Source organism: Cystobacter fuscus DSM 2262, assembly GCF_000335475.2.
Classification (GTDB): Bacteria; Myxococcota; Myxococcia; order Myxococcales; family Myxococcaceae; genus Cystobacter; species Cystobacter fuscus.
Genome location: NZ_ANAH02000074.1, coordinates 93,620 through 113,859, shown reverse-complemented (window position 1 = coordinate 113,859; position 20,240 = coordinate 93,620). Strand labels below are relative to the sequence as shown.

Genomic DNA, 20,240 nt, shown 5'->3' with positions numbered 1-20,240 from the left:
ATCAAAGCCCCTGACGCGGTGCGTGGCACACATCATGCTCCATGTGGCGCACATCGACTACACGGGGTGAGCCCCTCCCACCCCGGATCAGAAAGCCCCACTGCCATGATCGTCTCCAACAAGCAGACCCCGGTCGCCGCGCCGCAGTCCCCCGTCGTCCCCGCTGCCGCGACCCAGGCGCCCATCGCCGCCCCCAAGAGCCAGCAGGCTCCCGCTGCCTCCAAGGGGTTCGAGTCCGGCTCGACCTTCGCCACCGCCGCCCGTCCCGCCGTGGCCCTCTCCGCCTCCGCGGCCTCCTCCGCCAGCTCCGGCCCCCTGTCCCTCGACAGCCAGGAGGCGAAGGCCGCCATCCAGAAGTCGCTCGACTTCCTCGGGGGCTCCACGCGCGGCGTGGCAGCCTCGCCGGGCGCCGCCGCCTCCGTCTCGCCCCGTCAGGTGTTCAAGGACGAGCTGGGCATGACGCACGTGCGCCTGGACCGCACCCACGAGGGCACCAAGGTCTTCGCCGAGCAGGTCATCAGCCACCTGGACAAGGAGGGCAAGGTGGCCGACGTCACCGGTCAGCTCTCCAGCATCCCCAAGGGCCTGGGCTCGGCGCCCGTGAAGCTCGAGGCCAAGGACGCGCTCGCCCTCGCCCAGAAGCAGTTCGCTGGCTCCACGGACCGCGCCCCTACTTCCGAGCGCGTCGTCGTCAAGGGCAACGACGGCCAGTACCACGCCGCCTACCACGTGCAGCTCAGCAACACCTCGAGCTTCAAGGCCGCTCAGGGGCCTCGCCGCATGAACTACCTGGTGGACGCCAACACCGGTGCGCTGCTCAAGAGCTTCAACCAGATGGGTGGCATCGAGGTGCCGCACGCCAAGGCGGGCCCGTCCCAGACGACTCCTCCGTCCACTCCCTCCACGCCGACCACCCCGGCCGCGGGCAAGGTGGACGACACCACGCTCTACAGCGGCAAGGTGGACCTCTCGACCACGAAGCAGGCCAATGGCTCCTACGCGCTGGAGGACAAGAGCCGGGGCGGGGGCGTGGTGACGTACGACGCGAAGAACAAGTCCACGGCCAGCGGCACGACGCCCTTCACCGACGCCAACGACGTGTGGGGTGAGGCGGGTGACAACGCGCGCACCAAGGCGGCGGTGGACGCGCACTACGGCGCGGAGATGACGTACGACTTCATCAAGGACGTGCTGGGCCGCGACTCGCTGGACGGCAAGGGCGAGAAGCTCGTCTCCTACGTGCACGTGAACGAGCAGGACGGCAGCGCCATGGTCAACGCCTACTGGGACGGCGAGAAGATGAACTACGGCGATGGGGACGGGAAGAACGCCGGTCCGCTCACCACGCTGGACATCGCGGGCCACGAAATCGCCCACGGCCTCACCGAGCGCACCGCGGGCCTCATCTACGACGGCGAGTCCGGCGGCCTCAACGAGTCCTTCAGCGACATCATCGGCTCGGGCGTGGAGTGGTACGCCGCGCAGAAGAACAAGTCGGTGCAGTTCGACTGGAAGGTGGGCGAGGACGCGTGGACGCCGGCCAACGGCTCGGGGGATGCCCTCCGGTACATGGACGAGCCGACGAAGGACGGCTACTCGGTCGACCACTACAGCAACTACCCGAAGCAGACGGAGGTGCACGGCTCGAGCGGCATCGCCAACAACGCCTTCTACCTGGTGACCGAGGGCGGGAAGAACCGCACGTCGGGCCTGGGAGTGGACGGGGGCATCGGCATGGACAAGAGCCAGAAGATCTTCGGCCGGGCGCTCACCACGTACATGACGCCCAACACCACCTTCGCCCAGGCGCGCGAGGCCACCGTCAAGGCGGCCACGGACCTGTACGGCGCGAAGTCGGTGGAGGTGCAGAAGGTCAAGGACGCCTGGACCGCGGTGGGCGTGAAGTGAGGCGTTGAGCCTCCCCCTCGCCTGGACGTGACGAGCGCCTGGAGCCGCGAGGTTCCGGGCGCTCGCCGTTTTCCGCGGACCGTTGTCACCACTGGTGACTCCAGTCACCAGGGAACTGGGGCGGCCCCGTGATCCAAGCCGTGGGAGCAGAGCCGCAACTCCCCGTTTTCACGAAGCCCGCCCCCGTGGAGTCCGCCGACGGGCCATGGCATGCCCACTGCACTACCTCTCGGCATCGCTGTCTCCGACTCTCCTCCGAGTCGCCTCCCCATCCTGGAGCCGCCCGTGTCCATCGCCTCCCTCAAGAACAACCCCGCCGCCCTGCTCAACACGCTGAGCCAGCTCGCGGGTGTGCAGGCCAACGTTTCCCAGGGCCAGGGCAAGATCAACGCCCAGCTCGCCAGCCAGTTGCTCCAGTCCATGTCGCAGCTCGCCGGGGCGCTCCAGCAGATCAAGTCGACCCTCGGCCAGAAGGACTCCTTCGCGCCCCAGATGGGCCAGGGCGTGCCGCAGCCGCAGCACGGCGTGGGCGGACCCCAGGGCCAGTCCAATCCGCTCGCGCAGCTCGCGCAGATGCTCCAGGCCCTGCAGGGTCTGCTCAATGGCGGTGCCCACGGCCAGGTTCCGGGCGCCGGCCAGCCGCAGCTTCCGGGCGCCGGCCAGCCGCAGCTTCCGGGCGCCGGCCAGCCGCAGCTTCCGGGCGCCAACACCGCGCTTCCCTTCGGAGACGCCGCCACCCTGCTGAAGAACCTGAAGACGGAGCAGGGCGCGCTGCTGGAGAAGATCTCCCAGGGTGTGCGCTCGGGCAACATCACCTCGCAGGAGCTCGGCCAGTTGATGCAGGGCGTGCAGCAGTTGGCCGCGGCGACGAAGAGCGCCTCGGCGGACGGGCAGATCACCCTGGGTGAGGCGGCCAACCTGTCCCAGATGAGCACGCAGAACGTCATGAACACCAAGGCGGCGTTCGAGAACGGCTCGAAGTCCTCCTTCGCGCCCTTCAATCCGGTGGCCCAGACCCAGGCCAATCAGCTGGGGGCCCTCAGCCAGGGCGTCAAGCAGGGCACCATCAGCAACGGCGAGCTGAGCATGCTCGCCCAGGAGCAGGGCGCGCTCGCCGACGCCCGGAGCCGTTCTTCCACGCTCCAGGACGGTGGCAAGCTGATGATGGCGCAGCAGATGCTCAACTCGAACATCCAGCTCGCCCGCCTCACCAACCTGTAATCCGCCGCTCGGCGGGCCCGCGTCAGGCGACCCGGTCGCTCGCCCTCGCGCGCAACTGGAGGAGGAGCTGCTCGGCTTCCTCCCGCGTGGCGACGAAGTGGATGGCCGCCAGCGATTGCTCCATCTCCTTCTGCGTGGACCCGTCCAGTTGGGCCGCGATCACCGCCCCCTTGATCAACGCCTTGTGGACCAGACGCGCCCCGAAATAGACGGTGGCTTCGAACCACTCGGAGCGTATGTGCTCGCTGAGGTAGTGCCGGACATCGGGCTCGAGCGGCTCGGCTTCGCTCATGCTGCCCAGCACGTACAGGCGCACCGCCCTGCCCAACTCGCGGTAGATCTCGACCATGCGTGGGGCGTCCTCCAGGGTGAGCACTCCGTGGAAGTCGATCCGCAGGAGGTCGGGAGGCTCGAAGCGGAGCGTATGGGGCCCAATCCTCCACTCGCGATGGCCAGGCGTCATTCACTCTCCAGGAACGAACGCCCATTGTAACCCAACTCCGCCTCCCCCCCGAGTGCTCCCGGTGGGCATGCACCTCGGGGGGGAGGAAGTAGGACGCTCAGTCCGGCTGGGGGCCCCGGGGCGGCGGCCCCTCCTTCTGGAGGGCGGCGTACTCGTCGTCCGTGAAGACCCGGGAGCGGATGAGGAAGCGAACCCCCTCGGGAGCCTCCACGGAGAAGCCGCTGCCACGGCCCTTCACCACGTCCACCGTGAGGTGGGTGTGCTGCCAGTACTCGAACTGGGAGCCGCCGATGTAGAAGGGCGTGTCCACGATGGTGCCCAGGTACACGTCCTCCTGGCCCACGCGGAACTCCTTCCGGGGAAAGCACATGGGCGCGCTGCCGTCACAGCACCCTCCGGACTGATGGAACATCAGGGGGCCGTGAAGGCCCTGCATCTTGCGCAGCAGGGACTCGGCGGCGGGCGTGACGGTGACGCGCTCGATGGGCATTAGAAGAAACCCATGGGCTTGGGGTCGTAGCTGACGAGCAGGTTCTTCGTCTGCTGGTAGTGCGAGAGCATCATCTTGTGCGTCTCGCGGCCGATGCCCGATTGCTTGTAGCCGCCGAACGCCGCGTGCGCCGGGTAGAGGTGGTAGCAGTTGACCCACACGCGGCCCGCCTGGATGGCGCGGCCCACGCGGTAGGCGGTGTTCGTGTCGCGCGACCACACGCCGGCGCCCAGGCCGTAGAGCGTGTCATTGGCGAGCGCCAGCGCGTCCTCCATGTCCTTGAACTTCGCCACCGACACCACCGGGCCGAAGATCTCCTCCTGGAAGATGCGCATGCGGTTGTGGCCCTCGAAGATGGTGGGCTGCACGTAGTAGCCCTCGGCGAGCGCCCCGGGCAGGCTCGCGCGCTCGCCGCCGAGCAGCACCTTCGCGCCTTCCTTCCGGCCGATGTCCATGTACGAGAGGATCTTCTCGAGCTGATCATTGGAGGCCTGCGCGCCGAGCATCGTCGCGGTGTCCAGCGGGTTGCCCTGGACGATCCTCCGGGAGCGCTCGACGGCCTTGTGCATGAAGTCGTCGTAGAAGCTCTCCTGCACGAGCGCGCGCGAGGGGCAGGTGCACACCTCGCCCTGGTTGAGGGCGAACATGCTGAAGCCCTCGAGCGCCTTCTGGGCGAAGTCATCGTCCTTGGAGAACACGTCCGCGAAGAAGATGTTGGGCGACTTGCCGCCCAGCTCCAGCGTCACGGGAATCAGGTTCTCGCTCGCGTACTGCATGATGAGCCGGCCGGTGGTCGTCTCGCCGGTGAAGGCCACCTTGGCCACGCGCTTGCTGCTCGCCAGGGGCTTGCCCGCTTCAATCCCAAACCCGTTGACGATGTTGAGCACGCCGGGGGGCAGGAGGTCGCCCACCAGCTCGGCGAACTTGAGGATGGTGACGGGGGTCTGCTCGGCGGGCTTGAGCACGACGCAGTTGCCGGCGGCGAGCGCGGGGGCCAGCTTCCACGCCGCCATGAGCAGGGGGAAGTTCCAGGGGATGATTTGCGCCACCACGCCGAGCGGCTCCTGGAAGTGGTAGGCGACGGTGTCCGCGTCGAGCTCCGACAGGCTGCCCTCCTGGGCGCGCAGGCAGCTGGCGAAGTAGCGGAAGTGGTCCACGGCGAGCGGCAGGTCCGCGGCGAGTGCCTCGCGGATGGGCTTGCCGTTGTCCCACGTCTCGGAGACGGCGAGCATCTCGAGGTTCGCCTGCATGCGGTCGGCGATCTTCTGGAGGATGTCGGCTCGGACGGCGGGCGAGGTGCGGCCCCAGGCGGCGCGGGCCTTGTGGGCGGCGTCGAGCGCCTTGTCCACGTCCTCGGCGGTCGAGCGCGGCACCTCGCAGAAGGGTTTGCCGGTGACGGGGCTGATGTTCTCGAAGTACTGGCCCTTCACGGGCGGCACGAACTCCCCGCCGATGTAGTTGCCGTAGCGGGGGAGGTACTGGACCTTGCTGCCCTTCTGACCCGGCGCTTCATAGATCGTCGACGACATTGCGGACCTCGGGGATAGGGGGTGAATCGGAGTGATGAGAAGACAGACATGCGGGGGGGAACCCCTCCCAGCAACGCCGCGCATGAGAGCATCCGCTCGCCCGGCACGCAAGCCAGCCAGGCAAGCTCGAGGAGGCGATGGCCTGCCCGTTTGTCCGCTGATTCGCTTCACGGCGCCTCGCGTCAGGGGGCGTGACTAGGATTTCCGCATGGACGTGCGCAAGAAGCTGGAGATCCTCGCCGATGCCGCGAAGTACGACGCCTCGTGTTCGAGCAGCGGCGGCCAACGCAAGGCTGCGAAGGAGGGGCTCGGCAGCGTGGAGGGCATGGGCATCTGCCACAGCTACACGCCGGACGGCCGGTGTGTGTCATTGCTGAAGATATTGCTCACCAATTTCTGTATCTATGATTGTCAGTACTGCATCAACCGCATCTCCAGCGACACGGCCCGGGCGCGCTTCACTCCCGAGGAGGTGGTGCGGCTCACGCTCGACTTCTACAAGCGCAACTACATCGAGGGCCTGTTCCTCAGCTCCGGGGTCATCAAGAGCCCGGACTACACGATGGAGCAGCTCGTCGAGGTGGCGCGCACGCTGCGCGAGGTGCACCAGTTCCAGGGCTACATCCACCTCAAGACGGTGCCGGGCGCCTCGAAGGAGCTCATCGACGCGGCGGGCCGGCACGCGGACCGGCTGAGCGCCAACATCGAGCTGCCCACGGAGACGGACTTGCGCAAGCTCGCGCCGGAGAAGAGCTTCGCCGTCACGGGCGAGACGATGAAGGAGATCTCCACGCGGGTGGCCCAGTCCAAGGCCGAGCGCGTGGAGAGTCCCAAGGCGCCGAAGTTCGCTCCCGCGGGGCAGAGCACGCAGATGATCGTCGGCGCCACGCCCACGCCGGACGCCGCCATCCTCGACACCGCGAGCCGGCTCTATTCGCGCTTCGGGCTCAAGCGCGTGTACTACTCGGCCTACAGCCCCATTCCGCTCGTGGACGCGCGGCTGCCCGCCAAGGCTCCGCCGCTCGTGCGCGAGCACCGGCTGTACCAGGCGGACTGGCTCTTGCGCTTCTATGGCTTTCGCGTGGACGAGCTCGCGCCACCCGAGCATCCGGACCTGTCACTGGAGATGGATCCGAAGCTCGCGTGGGCGCTGCGCCGGCGCGAGGCCTTCCCCGTCGATGTGAACCGGGCCCCGCGCGAGCGGCTGCTGCGCGTGCCGGGCATGGGCGTGCGCACGGTGGACCGGTTGATTCGCATCCGCCGGTGGCACCGCATCACCCTCGCGGACCTGGCGCGGCTGCGGGTGCCGCTCACGCGGGTGAAGCCCTTCATCGTGACGGCGGACCACCGGCCCACGGGGCTGTTGGACTCGCACCGGCTCGCCGAGCGGGTGACGCCGCCCGCCACGCAGCTCTCCCTGTTCACCGCGGCCCACGAGGCGCGCACGGGAGAGCTCTGATGCGGGTGGAGGTGGGGCCGGACCTGGAGTCCTTCCGCGCGGCGGCGCGGGGGTTGCTCGTGCGGGGCGTGCCCCCGGAGCGGGTGCTCTTCACGGAGGAGCGGGACGCGCAGGCCTCGCTGCTCGCGCCGGAGGCGGTGCCGGCGAGTGCGCCCGTGGCGGGGCTGGCGGTGCCCCCGGCGTTCCTGGAGCTGGCGGAGAAGGTGGCCTGTCACCGCTCCCCCGAGCGCTGGGGCCTGCTCTACCGGGTGCTGTGGCGGCTCACCCATGGCGAGCGCAAGCTGCTGGAAGTGGAGAGCGACGCGGACGTGTACCGGTTGCTCATGCTCGCGAAGGCGGTGCAGCGGGACGCGCACAAGATGAAGGCCTTCGTGCGCTTCCGGCGGGTGGAGCGGGAAGGGGAGGAGTACTTCATCGCGTGGCACCGGCCCGAGCACCTCGTGGTGCGCTACGTGGCGCCCTTCTTCGCGCGGCGCTTTCCCTCCATGCGCTGGAGCATCCTCACGCCGGACGCGAGCGTGTCGTGGGACCTGGAGCGGCTCCTGTTCGGGCCCGGGGTGCCGCGCTCGGAAGCGCCCGAGGGGGACGTGCTGGAGGAGATGTGGGGGACGTACTACGCGTCGACCTTCAATCCGGCGCGGCTCAACGTGAGGGCCATGCGCGCGGAGATGCCCCGGAAGCACTGGGCGACGCTGCCGGAGGCCCGGCTCATTCCGGAGCTGGTGCGCCAGGCGCCGGAGCGCACCGCGCGCATGGTGGGCCCGCGCCTCGAGCTGTCCGAGTCGAGCCGCTTCCTGCCGGAGCAGCGGGACATCGCCTCGCTCGCCGAGGCGGCGAAGGGGTGCCGGGCGTGTCCGCTGCACGAGCGGGCGACACAGACGGTGTTCGGTGAGGGACCGGAGGACGCCCGGTTGATGCTCGTGGGGGAGCAGCCCGGAGACACGGAGGATCGGGAGGGCCGGCCCTTCATCGGTCCGGCGGGCCGGCTGCTGGACGAGGTGCTCGCGGGGGTGGGGCTGAAGCGCGAGGAGCTGTACGTCACCAACGCGGTGAAGCACTTCGGGTGGATGGGGGAGGAGAAGCAGCGGCTGCACGCGAAGCCGGGGCGGCGCGAGATGCTCGCGTGCAAGGCGTGGCTGCACGCGGAGGTGGAGCGGGTGCGGCCGAGGATGATTCTCTGCCTGGGGGCCACGGCGGCGCAGTCCTTCCTGGGGCCGGGCTTCCGCATCAACCTGAGCCGGGGGCAGGTGTTCGAGACGCCCTGGGCGAAGGCGTGGATGGCGACCTTCCACCCCTCGGCGCTCCTGCGCATGCCCGACGAGCGGGCACGGGTGCGGGCCCGGCTGCACTTCGAGGAGGACCTGCGCAAGGTGGCGGACACGCTGCGCGCGCTCGGGTGAACGCCCGGGTTGCGCGGCGCACGCCGGGAGGGTTAGGAGCACCTCCCATGTCCGCCTTCGCTCAGTTGTTGGAAACCGTCCGGAAGGAAGCCCGCCCTGGCATCTGGACCGTCGGGGTGAACCTCGCCCGCTCGGGGGCCGTCGCGCTGCAGAAGCGCACGGACAAGGAGCTGCAACTTCGGGTGAAGGCGCCCGGGAAGACGGTGGCCCTCACCGTGTCGCTCTACCCGGCCGACGATGTCTGGGAATGCGATTGCCCGAGCCAGGTGGACCCGTGCGAGCACGTGGTGGCCGCGGCCATCTCCGTGCAACAGGCGGAGAAGCAGGACACACCCCTGGAGGTGACCGCGGCGCGCTGGTCGCGCGTGGTGTACCGCTTCTCCCGCGCCGAGGGCGGACTGGAGCTGCATCGCGAGATCGCCCACGCCGACGGCAAGACGGAGCCCTTGGAGGACAGCCTCGCCTCGCTCATGGCCAGGCCCGCTCGCGCCGCGAAGCTCCAAGTGGAGCAGGGGGATCTGCTCGCGGACCGGCTCCTGGAGAAGCGCATCCGGGGCGCCCTGCCTCCCGAGCGTCTGGAGTCCCTGCTCAAGGTGCTCGAGGGGGCGCGCAACGTCCTGCTCGACGGGATGCCCGTCGCCGTCTCGGATGAGATCGTCTACCCCCGCGCGCTGGTGGAGGACCGGGGCGGGCAGTTCGTCATCACCGTGGCGAAGGATCCGCGCATCACCGACGTGGTGAGTCCGGGCGTCGCCGTGTGTGGCGATGCGCTGGCCCGCCTGGGCGAGACGAAGGTGACGGGTGCGTGGTTGGAGAACCTGCCGAGCACGCGCACCTTCTCGGCCGAGCAGATTGGGGAGATCTCCTCGAAGGTGCTGCCGGAGCTGGCCAGGCGCATGCCCATCGACATGCGCAGCCGGCGTCTGCCGTCGCTGGATCGCGATCTCAAGCCGCGCATCCTGGTGGAGTTGCAGCAGTTGGAGTCGGGCCTGTCGGTGATGCCCACGCTCGTCTACGGCGCGCCGCCCTCGGTGCGCATCGACAACGGGCGCATGGTGTACCTGCGCGGCTCGGTGCCCGTGCGCGACGAGGTGGCCGAGCAGAAACTCATCCACCAGCTACGCGACGAGCTGAACCTGGTGCCCGGGCGGCGCGTGACGGTGCAGGGCCAGGAGATGGTGCGCTGGGCGGACAAGCTGCGGCGCTGGCGGGGAGACCTGGCCGGAGACGCGGCGGGCGTGGTGAGCCCGGACATGCGGCTGGTGCCTCTGCTCCGCGTGGAGTCCAACGCGCAGGGCCCCGGCATGCCCGAGGTGCGCTTCACGCTCGACTTCCAGGTGGAGGGCGTCAAGGGCGGGCCGAAGACGGTGGACGCCGCGGCGGTGGTGCGTGCCTGGAACGAGGGGCTGGGGCTCGTGCCGCTCGAGGGGGGTGGCTGGGCGCCGCTGCCCCGGGCGTGGCTGGACAAGAATGGCGCGCGCGTGGCGGATCTGCTCGCGGCGCGGCAGGCCGATGGCAAGGTGGCCGCCTTCGCGCTGCCGGAGTTGAAGACGCTGTGCGAGACGCTGGAGCAGCCGCCTCCGCCGGGGCTCGACAAGCTGGCGCCGCTCGTCGAGGGCTTCGAGAAGCTGCCGGCGCCCGTGCTGCCGGCGGATCTCACCGCGACGCTGCGCGCCTATCAGTTGCAGGGCGTGAGCTGGCTGGGCTTCCTGAAGAGCGCGGGGCTCGGCGGCATCCTCGCGGACGACATGGGCCTCGGCAAGACGCTCCAGACGATCTGCACGCTGGGTCCGCGCTCGCTCGTCGTGTGTCCCACGAGCGTGCTGCCCAACTGGGCCGGGGAGCTCAAGCGCTTCCGCCCCTCGCTCAAGGTGTGCGTGTACCACGGGCCTGGCCGGGCCCTGGACGAGTCGGCCGATGTGACGATCACCACGTATGCCCTGCTGCGATTGGACGCGGCGGTGCTCGGGGGGCGCACCTGGGACGCGGTGGTGCTCGACGAGGCCCAGGCCATCAAGAATCCGGAGAGCCAGGTGGCGCGCGCGGCGTTCGGGCTCCAGGCGAACTTCCGTCTGGCATTGAGCGGCACGCCGCTGGAGAACCGGCTGGAGGAACTCTGGAGCCTGATGCACTTCACCAACCCGGGGTTGCTCGGGGCGCGCCGGCAGTTCGAGGAGAAGGTGGCGCGGCCCATCGCGGATGGGCAGAAGGGGGCGGCGGAGGGCTTGCGTCGGCGCATCCGGCCCTTCGTGCTGCGCCGGCTCAAGCGCGAGGTGGCGCCCGAGCTGCCGCCGCGCACCGAGTCCGTCATGCACGTGTCGTTGGATGAGCGTGAGCGCTCGGTCTACGACGCGGTGATGGCGGCGACGCGCGCGGAGGTGGTGGCGCTGTTGAACGAGGGCGGCAACGTGCTCAAGGCGCTCGAGGCGCTGTTGCGGCTGCGTCAGGCGGCGTGCCACTCGGCGCTCGTGCCGGGCCAGCGGGCGAACACGTCCTCGAAGGTGCAGACGCTCGTGGAGGCGCTGGGCACGGCGGTGTTGGACGGGCACAAGGCGCTGGTGTTCTCGCAGTGGACGTCGCTGTTGGATCTCATCGAGCCGCACCTGAAGATGGCGGGCATTGCCTTCGATCGGCTGGATGGCTCGACGGCGAACCGGGGCGAGGTGACGGAGCGCTTCCAGGGGCAGGATGGGGCGCCGGTGCTGCTCATGTCGCTCAAGGCGGGTGGTACGGGTTTGAACCTCACGGCGGCGGACCACGTGTTCCTGATGGATCCCTGGTGGAACCCGGCGGCCGAGGCGCAGGCGGCGGACCGGGCGCACCGCATCGGCCAGGAGCGGCCGGTGATGGTCTACCGGCTGGTGTCGCAGGGCACGGTGGAGGAGCGCATCCTGGGGTTGCAGGAGAAGAAGCGCGCCCTCTTCGAGGCGGCCCTGAGCGAGGCCTCCACCGCGACGGCCATCACCCGGGACGATCTGCTCGAGCTGTTCGCCTGAGTGGCTCCGCGAATGTTCAAGCCGGGACCTGACACCGAGCGGCTGAGCCAGGAACTCGAGAGTTCTAATTCCTGGCTGTTCGAAGGCCAGAACTCGAGGCTGCTCTCCGCCTTGACGGCGGTATGCCCCGGGCTGAAGAAGGCCTTTGTCGTGGACTGGATTCCAGAGCAGGGCGAAGACATCTACACGGTGGTCGCCGGGCCGGATCTCCTGGTGGTCGTCGAGGTAGACAGGTTGTCAGTCGCGGTGGAGCCAATCGTCGAGGTATTTTCTGTTCGTGACTACAAGAAGGCACACCCGTCTCTGACGATCTCGAGTCGGCGCAAGCTCGAGTTGGGGCTCGAGATGTTGCGGCGGTTGGAGTCAACCACGAGCGTGGATTGAGCACCGGTCGTGCGCGAGCCACCGGATGGGTGGGTCGTGAGGGGAGCAGAGGGACAGGGTGAGCGCATTCCATCTGGACGTGCATGATGCGGAAGTCGTGGCGGTGGAGAACCACCGGGAGGCGAAGAGGCTGAGCTTGAGGCTGCGGATGCGCGATGGCTCGGACGCCCTCCTGGAGTTTTCGGGAGTGGAAGACGTGGAGCTGGGCCCGTTCCGCGAGCAGAATGTCTTGCTCGATTTATATGTCTGGTCCGCGTCACGTGAGGGGACGAGCGAGCGATGTCGCGAGTTGGAGATCCCGGCTCGGTGTACGCGAGCCATCCTGGCCGGTGAGTTGGTGCTTTACGAAATTGATTCGTCCGTTGGGCTTGGTGGATACGTCCTCGCGAAGGATGCAAGGGACGCCGACGGGCGAGAGAGCAATCTCTCAATCGAGTGTGGGCGGTGAACGGCTGGTTTCGACTTCGAGGACTGTGTATGGACTGGGTGGATTTGCTCGATAAAACGGTATTTCTCCGCAAGTTGTATCCGGTCGCCCCTTCGCTGCGGAAGGTGCGGTTGCTCGAGGTGGGACTGCTCGCTGATGATGGCGACACGGTGAGTATCCGGTTTGATTTGAACGATTTCCCCGTCGCGCCTCCGCCGAAGTGGATCAAAGCTTGTGCCAACACGGCTCAAGTCAGGCTGCTGTGTATTGGCGTGTTGGGCCTTGAGCTGCGGGGATGGACCTCCAACATCATCGCGGACATCGACATCGCGAGGAGCGAGGAGAAGGGCCTGATCGTGACGGCCTCGGCGGAAGGGGTCCGCTTCAGGGGTGTCTTTGAGTTCATCTGGGTGGATGCGGTTTCGGGCTACACGCAGAATCTCAAGGAGGGGCAGGCACATGGTAGCGCGTAGTCTCACCCTCACGGGCAACCGGAAGCTCACCATCAACACGCTGGACACATCGTCCGGCTACTCGATGCAGCGCCCGTTCGTAACTCGCTCTGATCTCTTCCCACCCGGAACTTCAAGCGATGCTGGAAGAGGACGCGCGAAGGTGATGCTGCTCCCACGGCAAACCGGGACCGGGCCGGGTGGCACCTTGTTCTGGTCGACCCCGTGAACGGAGTCGCGGAACTCAGAGCGCCGCGATCAGGAAGGGCGCCGCCACGAGCCGCAGTGCCTCCACGGGGCGTGCCCAGCGCCGGCCCTCCAGCACGCCCCCGAGTCCTCCCAGCGAGGCGAGGAACCAGGCCACGAACGCGAGCCGCACGGCCGGGGACAGGGAGGAAATCCGCACCTGGAACGCCAGGATGAGGGCCAAGGACAGGCTGCCCACGAGCAGCACGTAGAGCGCCACCCGGCGGGGGGCGTGCACCTCGAAGCGGGGCCGCCCCGGAGGGACGTCGAGGGAGGGGGCCTCCACGCCGGGAGGACTCCACTCGGGCGGCATGAAGGGCACCTTGAGCTTGTCGAGGAAGCGAGGCGTCCCGCGGATGGTGGCCACGAGCTCCCGGAAGGGGGTCAACGCGGCCACGAGCGGGTTGAAGGTGCCCACCGGTTTGACGGTGCCGTACGTCACCTGTTCGCGCTCGGCCTCGAAGGTGCCGAACATCCGATCCCAGATGATCAACATGCCGCCGTGGTTCTTGTCGAGATAGCGCCCGTTGCAGGCGTGGTGCACGCGGTGATGCGAGGGCGTGACGAAGATCCACTCCAGAGGGCCGAGCGTGCGGATGAGCTCGGTGTGGACCCAGAATTGATAGAGCGTGTTGAGCGCCACGGCGGTGGCGAACATGGCGGGGGGGAAGCCCAGCAGGGCGAGCGGCAGGTAGAAGACGCGGGAGAAGAGGGGCTGGATGGGGCCCTGCCGCAGGGCGACGGACAGGTTGTAGTCCTCGCTCTGGTGGTGGGGCGCGTGGGCGGCCCAGGTCAGGCGGATGCGGTGCGAGGCGCGGTGGAACCAGTAGTAACAGAAGTCGGTGCCGAGCAGCAGCACCACCCAGGCCCACGCGGACGTGGATGGGATGTCGAAGAGGCGCAGCGAATACAGCGTCACATAGGAGCCCGCGAGCAGGCCCGCGCTCACGGCGGCGAAGACCGTCTGGGCCGTGCCGAGGCACAGGTTGGCGAAGACATCCGCGCCGCGGAAGACGCGCCGGTGCTGGAGCCGCCCGCCCAGCCATTCGAGGGCCATCAAGATGAAGAACAGGGGCGTGGACAGGAGGATGAGGTTCATGGCGAGCCGCTGATGTTGGGCGCGGTGTACGTGGCGCGAGGATCCACGGGCGAGGCATACGGGCTTGCCCAGTTGTCCGAGAAGAAGCGCTCGAGCTGGCGAGCGAAGGCCTGCCCCTCCACGATGACGCCCACGTTGCGGCTCTGGGTGAAGTAGTCCTTCTCCCAGTTGCTCGTGCCCACCCACGCCCGCTCGCCATCCACCACCAGGTACTTGGCGTGCACCACGCGCGCGAAGGGAACGAAGCCTCCCGACCAGGGCGGCACGGTGAACAGCTTCACCGTCAATCCTGGCGGCGCCTGGAGGGCTTGGAGTCCCTCGATGGTGCCCTTGCGCTGGCTCCAGTCCGCCACGAGCAGCTCCACCGTCACCCCACGTGCCGCGGCCCGCTTCAGCGCGTCCTCCAGGTCGGTGAAGACGGTCCCATCGCGTCCCTTCGTCTTGTAGGTGAGCACCTGCACCCGCACCGAGCGCTTCGCGCCATCGATGAGGCCCACGAGCTTCGGCAGGTCCCACGTGCCAGGGTCGGGCAGGTAGCCCTGGGGGCTGAGCGCGGGCGTCACCGACACCTCGCCTCCCTCGACGCGGGCGGAGAACGGGCCACCCGCCGAATTGGACACGGTGGGCTTGGGCTCTCCTCCCGCGAGGGCCCAGTCCTGCTCGAAGACATCCGCGAGCGCGCGCACGACGCCGGGGACGCGCACGCGCAGGCCCAGCTCCTGGATGTGCTCCAGCGAGCGCCAGTCGAAGTTCTGGCTGCCCAGGTACGCCTCGCGCCCGTCCACGACGAAGTACTTCGCGTGCAGCACGCCGCCCATGGAGGCGGCCGTGTCCATGCGGCGCACGGTGATGCCCGGCCGCTTCGCCAGCCGCTCGAGCGTCTCCGGGTAGGTCTTCGCGAACTTCTCCTCGGCGAGTACACGCACCTTCACGCCCCGGTCCGCCGCGGCCTCGAGGGCCTGAATCACCGTCTCCAGGCGGCTGCCCGGCGCGTTGCTCAGGTAGAACTCGGCGAGATCAATCGAGCGCGTGGCCCCGTTGACCATGTCCGGCCAGACCTCCCAGGCATCGGGGATGTCCGGGTGGTCCATCCGGGCCTCCACCGGACTGCTCTCCACGAGCACCAGCTCGGGGCCGTCGGTGGGGCGTGGCGTAGGGTGCACCGCCCGGGTCGGCGTGGTGCACGCGAGGAACAGCACGAGAGGAAGGAAGAGACCACTCTGGACGCGGAACATAGCGGCGGCACTGTAGTCGACGACCCTCCGGTGCGGCGATCCGCTGGTTCCAGGGGGGCGATTGATCGGCTTTGGCCCTGCGCTTCGATGGAGTTCATTCCAGGATATGGAGAATTTGAGATGGCGGCCATGCATACGCATCTGGCGCTTAAACAGAACAAACCCATGGTGTCTCGTGCTATTGGCGCGGCTCCGTCAATGTCCAGGTGACGGATCATCCGTGGCGAACTCTTCGCACGGGATTTCCGAGGGGGATCTTTGAATAGGGTAAGTGTGTGGATGGCGAGCTGTCTCATGTGGCTGCTCGCGTGTGGCGGGGTGCCTGAGCAGGAGATCGGCATCGAGCCAATGGATGTCGTTGAGCAGGAACTGGATTCGTGCTCCGACAGCGTACTCTCCTGGAAGACGTCCGCGGCCAACGCGGGCTCGACGGACTCGCGGACCTGTTCCGGGCCGCAGGAGCTGAAGCTCAAGTGCTACAACGCGCGAACGGACGATCCGAAGTGTCCCCAGGTTGGGACGAAACCAAAGACTTGTTACCAGCCTTGTGAACAGGTTGTCGGAACCCAGAGAGTGGATCGCACCGTGTGGGTAGAGCCTGAATTCTCTTATTCATACGAGCAGTGTCAGTACGATGAGTGGGGCTTGCCTTACAACTGCGAGACGATCAATGTCTACGATACCGTCTATCCCTGCCAGAAACAGGTTCTCAATGATGTGGCGGGGTACCCAGAAGAGCTGCGGGACGATATCATCTACGATTTCTGGATTGAGCGAGGTAGTACTGAGTGTCGATACACGCTCTACAATGCTCCCATCATGGGGACCGTCTACAACGACTCACGGTGCCCCGCGTTCAGTTGCCCCGAACCTCTGTACGGGACCTGCCGCCACCCCGCCTTCCTGGAGTCGCTCGACCCGAACGCTTGTGGCACAGACGCGGGCCCGTTCTTCTCCGCGCCGGGGCAATCGGTGGATGCGCTCAAGTCGGATCCGAAGGTCCAGGTGGCCTGGAAGAAGCTGCTCAACCTGAACGGCTCCGTCCCCACTCCCGCCGTGGAATTCGGGTCGACCCGTTGCCTGACCTGTGAGGACAAGCCGCTCGACAACCCGGCTCAGACCCAGCAGCAGGCGAGAGAACTCTACAACTGTCTCGATGGTATGTTGGGGGCGCAGAACGATGTCGCCGGCCTCCCCGAGGGGGCGCCACTTTCCGGGGTGTCGCGTCCAGCGCTGGCGAACCAGCTCGTCGAGCGTCTGAAGCTCCTGTTCGAGCGTAAGGGCTCTCTGCTGAGCGACGGTCAGCAGGCGCGGATCCTCCAGTTGTACAACACCGACCCGTACAAGAGCGTGCGGCTGGATTGTCCTTCTCCCTTCACCCCGCCTCCCGTGACCTCGGCGTGTGGAGACCTGGGCAATTTGAACCAGCAGCTCGGCTTCTGCTCGCTCCTGGAGCCGGCGCATGTGCCCCGCTCCGCTCGTGACTCCTACCTCTCCCAGTGTCTGGGTCTGGCATCGGACATCACCCTCATTCCCGTGGGTGACGCCTGCTCGAGCGCGGCCTATCGCGATTCCTTCTTCTCGTTGATGGCGAGCCTGGTGACGCGGCAGGTGACCCCCTTGTCCCTGAGCACCCCCACGGCGGGCGAGCCGGTCGTGGACCCTCAGCAACTGCATTACGCGCTCCGTGCGATGGACACCTGGTACGTGAATCTGCGCTCGGAGCTGTCTTCTGATCCGGTGCTCTTCAAGGAGCGCGTGGGGAACAAGCTTCCCGGCTTCTTGAGCACCTTCTGGGACGCCGCGTATGCGACCCGGGTTCACCTGGACACGGAGATCCCCTCGCTGCCCGCGGAGCAACTCACCGACTATCTCGATACCTACCTGGGCAACGTGTCCAACCTCTCCATGGCGGTGGAGCGTGACGTCCTGCGGGCCGCGCTGCCGGTCTCGGGTCCTCCGCCCATGACTTCCTCGGCCCTTGTCCTGGTCATGGGGGAGGCCTTCACGGGGTTGACTCACCGCCTGGAGTCACTGCGTCCCCTTCATGACCTGGGTTGCCGGTTCAAGCGCTGCAGCCCCACCGAGGACAGCTCCCAGATGAGTCAGCTCTGGGGCTTGCTGGCCAACCTGGATGACGCGGGCAGGCTCCAGACCCAGCTTGGGAAGGCCAACCAGGTGGGTGTCAACTGGAGGGAGGTCTTCACTCAAATCCAGCGCAACCACACCACGGTGGCCAACGCGGTGCGCGACTCGCTCCTGGAAAATCCCGTCTACGCGTCCAAGGCCGACTCCTGGAAGGAGCTGCTCTCCAGTGGGCTGCCCGAGTCCATGAGCCCCGGCATGGTTCCGCTGGCTCAACACATCCAACAAGCCCTGGCGCGTACGCGCAGCCATGAGCGCACGGGCCTGTTGGAGCCCACCCTGCAGAACACGCTGTACCGCGGCATTCAGGAGGCCCAGCAGGAGCAAACCATCAGCCGTGTGAAGTCGGACAACGACAACCTCGGCAACAAGCTCGATACGTACTCCGCCAACCGGAAGGAAGCCGTGGTGGCGCTGCAACAGGAGATCTCGACCCGGAGCGGCCAGTCCCGGCTGTTGGCGGAACTTCAGCAGAAGGTAAGCGAACTCGAGGAGTTCAGCAGGAATCAAGCGGCACTGCGTCACAACATCGAGGTCCAGCAGGCGCGCTACGCGCTCTTCGCTCAGATCCTCAACCAGCAACTCAAGAAGGAAGCCGGTGACAATCGTGTGGCTTATGATCGCGTCTCCCGCACCCTGGCGGATGTCACGGCCGACAACGCGCGACGGGACACCAGCCAGGGAAAGAGTGGTGTGGAGGTGGTGTCGTTCTACAAGTGGCCAGGGACTGGCCCTGGAAACGATGAGCCTTCCCTGAGCATCAAGAAGGGAGACGTGGTCAATTTCGATACGTCGGGTTCGTGGTCGCCGACCTGTGCATTGCAAACCGCCCAGCAGGCGCCCTTCATCACCAATCCAATCGTGGTCAGCAGTCAAGGCAGGGGGTTCACCACGGGACCCGAGGGCTTCTCGATCTCCACGGAGGGTTCCACTTTCAAGGCCAGCGCCACGGAGCGCGTGAACCAGAATGGAACCTTCTACAGTAAATCCAATTCGTACAGTGACTGCGCGGGGGCCGAGATGTCGCTCAATATCGGCCACGAGTCAGTGCCTGTCTTCAGCGCCAGGGCCTACGAGCGGGTCGAGAGTTGCTATAAGTCCGACCATGGTACGAGCGGAGGTGTCACCAATTCGACGAGCAGTACGTTGGGCGGCGAGAGCCGCCAGACGGCGAGCTTCCATCGTGGTCTCCGCCTGCAGAACACCCCCTTCCCGGACATGCCCGTGGGAAGCCTGCTGGCCGTGGTGATGAAGCGCGGCGCGACGGCGCTCGACCATGCCTCCATCTTGGACATCCATGTGGTGCAGTCGCCCTACACCTCGTTCTCTGTCCAGGAGGATGCGGACGTCTACCTGGTGGTGAATGACAAGACCGGCTGCGCGGTGGATACGAGCGTTGGCTTGAACGTGACGATGACCCGGGTGCGGCCACTGGGCTCCGTGGTCGCGGAGGTGGCGACCCAGATGGCGAAGACCCTCCTCGACATTCGCAGCCAGACCGACGACTTCCTCGCCAGTGGTCGCCTGCTGCCCAGCGACAAGGCGCAACTGCGCTCGACAGCCCTGCTTCAACTGGGAGGACTGACGAACTTCCCGGACATCATGAGCATCTACGAGGCATGGCTCGATGCGGAATTGGCGGTGCTGGAGAAGAAGGTGGAGGCACGCACCGTGGAACTGAGCATGGCCCGGCTCGTCCTGGAGACGCGCGCGCTCAATGAACAGCTCCAGTTGTCCAACGCGGAACTGCGGATGACCAGGAAGGTGTCCTCGTGGGCCTTGAGGGAACTGGACGCGGACACCTTGAGTGGCTATTCGCTCCTCGTCCTGAACAAGGTGATGTCACAGCTCTATCCCATCGTCGATCTGCGCCATCCGGGTGTGTTCGAGACACTCACGGGCGACTACTACGAGGACCAACTCGACAAGCTCATTCAGATCAAGGTCGAGGACACCCTTCGCCTCCACGTCCAATCAGCTCATGATCTGGTGACGGACCTGATCGGTGTCCTCGAAGATGCGAGGGGTGGGACTCCGTCCCTGGTTCCCACGCAGGTGGCGTTGCGTTTCCCGCGTCCAGTAATCGTGCCCTCACACCCAAGGCAGCCCAGCCTCTTCCGCACCGCGGACACGGAGCGCTCCGCTGCTCTCTGGGCCGCCGTGGATAACAAGACGCGGGCCTCCATCGTCCTGACACCAGCGGACCTGTATGCCGCCGGCGTCAGCCCTGGCTCCTCGAAGCTGGGGTGCAACGAAGCCGCGCCGGTCATCGACGCCATGGGCATTCACTTCGTCTGGATCAATCCCCTGGCCAAACAGCGCACCGAGAGCGAGAACATCCGCGTGAATGTCGAGTTCGATCAATCGCTCGTATTCCCCAGGGAAGATGGTCCGGTCTCGTACTTCATGGACACCCGAGAGTGGACGACGTTCAATGTGAAGACGACCTATGATGGTTCCATCGCCAACGCGGGCTCCAGGTTCCTCAACTACGCGGCCCCGACCCGTGTCGCGAATGGTCTGTCTCCATTCACCAAGTTCTCCATCGACTTCAGCTCGCCGGACCTGAGTGGTCTCTGGGAAGCGGATGACATCATCCTCTTCTTCACCGTGTCCGTCCGCCCGGTCGAGCAGGGAGGGCTGGGTTGGTTGGAGAATTGCCAGTAGTGAGTTGATTCCCATCCAGTGATGAAGTGGTCGGCCGGTTCGGGCTTTGCCCGGGCCGGCCTTTTCATCCTTTTCTTCATTCTTAGCGACGACTCGTGCGATTTCCCTTCTCCAAGAAA

The 20,240-nt window shown here is 66.9% G+C and carries 14 protein-coding genes; 9 read left to right on the top strand and 5 right to left on the bottom strand.

Annotation, left to right across the window (positions count from 1 at the left end):
• Positions 1-105 precede the first annotated feature (105 nt).
• Positions 106-1,908, top strand: a complete 1,803-nt coding sequence (locus D187_RS48480; RefSeq protein ID WP_020918785.1) for a M4 family metallopeptidase — start codon at positions 106-108, stop codon at positions 1,906-1,908.
• Positions 1,909-2,193: 285 nt separating this feature from the next.
• A complete protein-coding gene (locus tag D187_RS48475; RefSeq protein ID WP_002623832.1) occupies positions 2,194-3,129 on the top strand; it encodes a hypothetical protein in 936 nt (311 codons plus the stop codon).
• A gap of 22 nt (positions 3,130-3,151) precedes the next feature.
• On the opposite strand, the gene D187_RS48470 is transcribed toward D187_RS48475, so the two are convergent.
• From D187_RS48470 to adh, 3 genes are all read right to left on the bottom strand, one after another.
• A complete protein-coding gene (locus D187_RS48470; protein ID WP_002623831.1) occupies positions 3,152-3,592 on the bottom strand; it encodes a hypothetical protein in 441 nt (146 codons plus the stop codon).
• 97 nt (positions 3,593-3,689) lie between these two features.
• Positions 3,690-4,082 carry a DUF779 domain-containing protein gene (locus D187_RS48465; RefSeq protein WP_002623830.1) on the bottom strand — a complete coding sequence of 131 codons (393 nt, stop codon included), beginning with the start codon at positions 4,080-4,082 and terminating at the stop codon, positions 3,690-3,692.
• A complete protein-coding gene (gene adh / locus D187_RS48460) occupies positions 4,082-5,611 on the bottom strand; it encodes an aldehyde dehydrogenase (RefSeq protein ID WP_020918784.1) in 1,530 nt (509 codons plus the stop codon). Before adh ends, D187_RS48465 begins: the two co-directional genes overlap by 1 nt.
• Positions 5,612-5,819: 208 nt before the next feature.
• Here adh and D187_RS48455 point away from each other — a divergent pair, with 208 nt between their 5' ends.
• From D187_RS48455 to D187_RS48430, 6 genes are read left to right on the top strand one after another with little or no spacing between them, the layout of a single operon-like run.
• The gene (locus D187_RS48455) at positions 5,820-7,070 is read left to right on the top strand and encodes a putative DNA modification/repair radical SAM protein (protein ID WP_002623828.1); all 1,251 of its coding nucleotides are present in this window, start codon (positions 5,820-5,822) and stop codon (positions 7,068-7,070) included.
• Positions 7,070-8,470 carry a UdgX family uracil-DNA binding protein gene (locus D187_RS48450; RefSeq protein WP_002623827.1) on the top strand — a complete coding sequence of 467 codons (1,401 nt, stop codon included), beginning with the start codon at positions 7,070-7,072 and terminating at the stop codon, positions 8,468-8,470. The genes D187_RS48455 and D187_RS48450 overlap by 1 nt, the downstream gene beginning before the upstream one ends.
• 47 nt (positions 8,471-8,517) lie before the next feature.
• On the top strand, positions 8,518-11,466 hold the full coding sequence (locus D187_RS48445; protein ID WP_002623826.1) for a DEAD/DEAH box helicase: 2,949 nt from the start codon (positions 8,518-8,520) through the stop codon (positions 11,464-11,466).
• Positions 11,467-11,478: 12 nt separating this feature from the next.
• Complete coding sequence (locus D187_RS48440; protein ID WP_002623825.1) at positions 11,479-11,850, top strand: hypothetical protein; 372 nt, start codon at positions 11,479-11,481, stop codon at positions 11,848-11,850.
• Positions 11,851-11,908: 58 nt separating this feature from the next.
• A complete protein-coding gene (locus D187_RS48435; protein ID WP_002623824.1) occupies positions 11,909-12,298 on the top strand; it encodes a hypothetical protein in 390 nt (129 codons plus the stop codon).
• Positions 12,299-12,327: 29 nt separating this feature from the next.
• A complete protein-coding gene (locus D187_RS48430) occupies positions 12,328-12,750 on the top strand; it encodes an Imm50 family immunity protein (protein ID WP_002623823.1) in 423 nt (140 codons plus the stop codon).
• A gap of 223 nt (positions 12,751-12,973) precedes the next feature.
• On the opposite strand, the gene D187_RS48425 is transcribed toward D187_RS48430, so the two are convergent.
• Complete coding sequence (locus tag D187_RS48425) at positions 12,974-14,074, bottom strand: sterol desaturase family protein (RefSeq protein ID WP_002623821.1); 1,101 nt, start codon at positions 14,072-14,074, stop codon at positions 12,974-12,976.
• Positions 14,071-15,309, bottom strand: a complete 1,239-nt coding sequence (locus tag D187_RS48420) for a phospholipase D-like domain-containing protein (RefSeq protein ID WP_002623820.1) — start codon at positions 15,307-15,309, stop codon at positions 14,071-14,073. Before D187_RS48420 ends, D187_RS48425 begins: the two co-directional genes overlap by 4 nt.
• 645 nt (positions 15,310-15,954) lie before the next feature.
• Between D187_RS48420 and D187_RS48415 the strand changes: the two genes are divergently transcribed.
• Positions 15,955-20,121: a hypothetical protein gene (locus D187_RS48415; protein ID WP_155894091.1), complete on the top strand. Its 4,167-nt coding sequence runs from the start codon at positions 15,955-15,957 to the stop codon at positions 20,119-20,121.
• Positions 20,122-20,240 lie beyond the last annotated feature (119 nt).